Here is a 4,382-nt window from a genome sequence, read left to right as displayed (position 1 = left end):
CCATGGCACGGACCCTTTTCGCGGTGGGCTGGTAACGCAAATCGGGGAACGTGCTGAAGAGGACGTCAGATATCTTCGTGGCCATGACTACAGGGTGGGCGTCCGTTATCCCGCCGTCAACGACTGACCCGGCCACCCGCCGGCCGGCAGGCGGTCAGCGGGGGACGTGAAGGCCGTGGAACGCCATGGTGATGACGTCGTCGGACAGCTTCTCCGGGGACAGCGAGCCGCCCGGCTTGTACCACTCGACGATCGAGTTGATGGTGCCGAACAGCAGCCGGGTGACGGTGCGGGGGTCAATGTCCTGGCGGAGCGAGCCCTCATCCCGAGCCTCGGAAATCAATGCGGCGACCTTGTGGTCGAAGGTGCGGCGCCGTTCCAACGCATCCCGCTCGATCTCCGTGTTCCCGCGCAGGCGCAGCAGCAGCGTCACGAAGGGCAGCCGCTCCACCAGCACCGAGATGGTCTGGCGGACCACGAACTCCAGCCGGGCATCGGCCGAACCGGAGGTTGCCCCGGGCTGGTCCAGGATCGCCTCGAGCCCGCCCAGGGCGTGGTCCAGGGCGAGCTTCAGCAGGTCGCCCTTGGACGGGACGTGGTGGTAGATCGCGGACTTGGAGATGCCCAGGTTCTCAGCAAGGATACCCATCGAGGTGGCATCGTAGCCGTGGCGGTTGAAGACGTCGACGGCGATGACCAGCACCGACTGCTGGTCATAGCCGGGGCGGCCGCGCTTGGTGGTGGTTGCTGTGCTGGGCATAGTGGCTAGTTTCTCACGATCTGGTGCTCACTCAGCCCTTGGGGCGCATGTCGTAGATCCGGCGCAGCTTGCCGTTGGACCGCTCCAGCGAGCCGGGGTCGACGACGTCGACGGTGCAGGAGGAACCGACGTGGATCTTGATCTGCTGCTGCAGGGCCTTGGCAGCCGCCGCCGCGCCCTCGACGCTGACGGCGTCGCGGCGCTCGATCTTGACGGTCATCTGGTCCATCCGATGGCCCTCGGGCCGGGTCAGTTCCAGCTGGAAGTGCGGGCTGAGCTCGGGGATGCGCAGGGCGATCTCCTCGATTTGGGAGGGGAACAGGTTCACCCCGCGCAGGATGATCATGTCGTCGCTGCGGCCGGTGATGCGGCCCATGCGGCGGTGCGCCGGGCGCGCGGTGCCCGGCAGCAGCCGGGTGAGGTCCTTGGTGCGGTACCGGATGATCGGCAGCGCTTCCTTCGTGAGCGAGGTGAACACCAGCTCACCGGGTTCGCCGTCGCCCAGCACCACGGTGGGGTCGAAGGCGTCGATGATCTCGGGCCGGAAGTGGTCCTCCCAGATGTGGCTGCCGTCCTGCGTTTCCACGGCTTCGCCGGCGACGCCCGGGCCCATGACCTCGGAGAGACCGTAGATGTCGCAGGCCTTGAGGTTCATGGTGGTCTCGAGCTCGTGCCGCATCTCCTCGGTCCACGGCTCGGCGCCCAGGACGGCGTACTTCAGGGACGTGGAGGCCGGGTCGATGCCCTGCTTGATCATGGCGTCGGCGATGGTCAGCAGGTACGTGGGGGTGGCCAGGATGGCGTCGGGCTTGAAGTCCTGGATGAGGGTGATCTGGCGCTCGGTCTGGCCGCCGGAGATCGGGATGACGGTGCAGCCGAGGGCCTCGGCGCCGGCGTGGGCGCCCATGCCGCCGGTGAACAGGCCGTAGCCGTAAGCGTTGTGCACCTTCATGCCGGGCCGGACGCCGGAGGCGCGCAGCGAGCGGGCCACAAGCTTGGCCCAGTCGGCGAGGTCCTTCTTCGTGTAGCCCACCACGGTGGCGCGGCCCGTCGTGCCGGAGCTGGCGTGGATCCGGGCGACCTCGTGCTGCGGCACGGCGAACATGCCGAAGGGGTACTCGAGGCGGAGGTCCTCCTTGGTGGTGAAGGGGAACTTGCCGAGGTCGGAGAGTTCACGCAGGTCCGTCGGGTGGACGCCGGCCTCGTCGAACTTGCGCTTGTACAGGGGGACGCGGTCATAGGCGTAGGCCACGGTGTGCTGCAGGCGGCTGAGCTGGAGCGCCTCGAGCTCGTCGCGGGAGATAGTCTCCTCGCGGTCCAGGACAGCGTCGGTAGTGGCGGCGGCAGTTTCTTGGGTCATCAGTGGTTCCCTGTTTCTATTTCTTGGAGATGGTGCGGCTGCGGCCGCGGAACTCGGCGATGAGTTCCCACGTAGGGGCGTCGGTAGCGGTATCGGTGGGGAGCTGGCCCGGAAGGGTTGCTGCGGGGGCCGCGCCGGCCGGTGCCGGCTGCGGTGTTCCGGGCGCACCCGCGCCAGGGTCGGCGGCGTAGATCTGGATGTCGTACAGCCCGCTGCGTCCGGTGCTGGCGCGGCGGTTCGCGACGGCGGTCAGCACCTGTCCGCGGAAGGCGGGCTTCAGGAAGTTGATGTCGACGCCGGCAGCAACCGTGATGTTGCCGCTGTCGATCCCGGCTTCGCCGGGTTTCGGGTTGGCCGGGTTGCAGGCGAGGGCGAAGGCGGTGTCGCCGAAGGCGAAGATCATTCCGCCGTGGGCCATGCCGAAGCCGTTGAGCATTTCCTGCCGGAGCGTCATGCGGATCGTGGCATGCCCGTCGTCCAGCGCCAGGACTTCGATGCCCATCCATTCCGAGGCGTAGTCGTCTTTCAGGATGGGGTGGGTGCCCCCGGAAACCGTCAGTTCAGCCATGCGTCGTTGCCTCCAGCTTTATTTACCGAATGTTCATTAGGTAATCCCATGTGGGTGCCCGCTGTCAAGGGGTGTAAGTATGCTGGGACACATGGCCAAAGGAATTTACGTCAGCGCGACCACCCCGGGCTCCGGCAAGTCCCTCATAGCGCTGGGGCTGGCGGACACCCTCCACCGGCACGCGGACCGGATCGGCTTCTTCAAGCCTGTGGTTCACGGCAACGACGCCGCGGCGGACCCGATGGTGGCGCTGATGAAGGCCCGGTTCGATCTTGATGACCAGCGCTGCCGCGGCGGCCTGACGTTTGCCGAGGTCCGCGGGCTGCTGGCCGAGGGAAACAGGGCCGAGATCGACGCCCGCTGCGTGGAGATCTTCGCCGAAATGTCCCGCCACTGCGACGTGGTGATTGTGGAGGGGACGGACCTCACCGGCCAGGATGCCGCCGTCGAATTCGACCTCAACGCTCGCCTCGCGAACAACCTGGCCGCCTCGATCGTCGCCGTGGTGGGCGCGAAGGGGCGGACCGTCGCGGAGGCTGCCGACGCCGTCGAGGTTGCCCGCAAGGAACTGGCGGCGGAACGCTGCAGCCTCCTGGCCATCATGGTGAACCGCGCCGACCCGGAGGACGTGGACGGGATCGTCGCCGCCGTGAAGCCCGGCGCGTCCGGCCGCCCCGTCTACGTCTTCCCCGAGCTGGACGACATCGCACGGCCCACCACCGGGGAGGTGGCCTCGGCCCTTGGGATCCGCCAGGTGGCCGGCCGGCAGGACATGGAACGCGACGTCCATTCCATCAAGGTGGCGGCGATGAACGTGGCCAACTTCCTGCACGTGCTCGACGACGGCGCCCTCGTGATCGTCCCGGGTGACCGTGCGGACGTGATGGTCGCGTGCCTCGCGTCGTCGTTCTCGCCGGAGTTTCCGGTGCCGTCGGCGCTCATCCTCACCGGCGGCCTGGCCCCGGACCCCAACATCTACTCGCTGCTGGCGCAGGCACCATTCCCCGTGTTCGCGGCCCCGGACGATACCTACACCACCGCCAAACGGGTGTCCGAGGTCCGCAGCGAGATCTGGTCGGGGCACCGCCGCAAGGTGGCCTCGGCCGTGGGGCTGTGGGCTAAGCGCGTGGACGAGGCCGAGCTGGTGGAGCGGCTGCACCTGCCGCGGCTGGAGCGGATGACGCCGCTGCGGTTCCTGCACGACCTCATTGAGCGGGCCCGGCTGCAGCGCCGGCACATTGTCCTGCCCGAGGGGAACGACGTGCGGATCCTGCGGGCCGCCGAAATTCTGCACCGGCGGGACGTCTGCGACCTCACGATCCTGGGCAATGAGTCGGCGGTCCGGGAACTGGCGTCCACCCAGGGCATCGACCTCTCCGGCATGAGCATCGTGGACCCCGCGACGTCGGAGCTGCGCCAGCAGTTTGCCCAGAAGTACGCGGAGCTGCGGGCGCACAAGGGCGTGGACCTGGCCCGGGCGCTGGAAGTCATGCTCGACGGCAGCTACTTCGGCACCATGATGGTGCAGCTCGGCGTGGTGGACGGCATGGTGTCCGGCGCCGCGCACACCACGGCCCACACCATCCGTCCCGCGCTGGAGTTCGTCAAGACCCGGGACGGCGTCAAGATCGTCTCCTCGGTGTTCCTGATGCTGATGCCGGACCGGGTGCTGGTCTACGGCGACTGCGCGGTCA

Annotated in this window: 4 protein-coding genes; 1 reads left to right on the top strand and 3 read right to left on the bottom strand. The window is 68.0% G+C overall.

Going from position 1 to position 4,382, the window contains the following annotated elements; translation table 11 throughout:
* Positions 1-154 precede the first annotated feature (154 nt).
* From LQV45_RS19065 to LQV45_RS19055, 3 genes are read right to left on the bottom strand one after another with little or no spacing between them, the layout of a single operon-like run.
* Complete coding sequence (locus tag LQV45_RS19065) at positions 155-760, bottom strand: TetR/AcrR family transcriptional regulator (protein ID WP_230008365.1); 606 nt, start codon at positions 758-760, stop codon at positions 155-157.
* 31 nt (positions 761-791) lie between these two features.
* Positions 792-2,120 carry a phenylacetate--CoA ligase PaaK gene (gene paaK / locus LQV45_RS19060; protein ID WP_230008364.1) on the bottom strand — a complete coding sequence of 443 codons (1,329 nt, stop codon included), beginning with the start codon at positions 2,118-2,120 and terminating at the stop codon, positions 792-794.
* Between the two features lie 16 nt (positions 2,121-2,136).
* The gene (locus LQV45_RS19055) at positions 2,137-2,688 is read right to left on the bottom strand and encodes a hotdog fold thioesterase (RefSeq protein ID WP_230008363.1); all 552 of its coding nucleotides are present in this window, start codon (positions 2,686-2,688) and stop codon (positions 2,137-2,139) included.
* Between the two features lie 91 nt (positions 2,689-2,779).
* Between LQV45_RS19055 and pta the strand changes: the two genes are divergently transcribed.
* On the top strand, positions 2,780-4,382 hold a 1,603-nt coding region (pta, locus tag LQV45_RS19050), incomplete at its 3' end, for a phosphate acetyltransferase (RefSeq protein WP_230008362.1).

The sequence above is a fragment of the Microbacterium sp. Bi128 genome (genome assembly GCF_918698205.1).
Note: the sequence above shows the minus strand (reverse complement) of the source record. Positions and strands in the feature narration are given on the sequence as shown.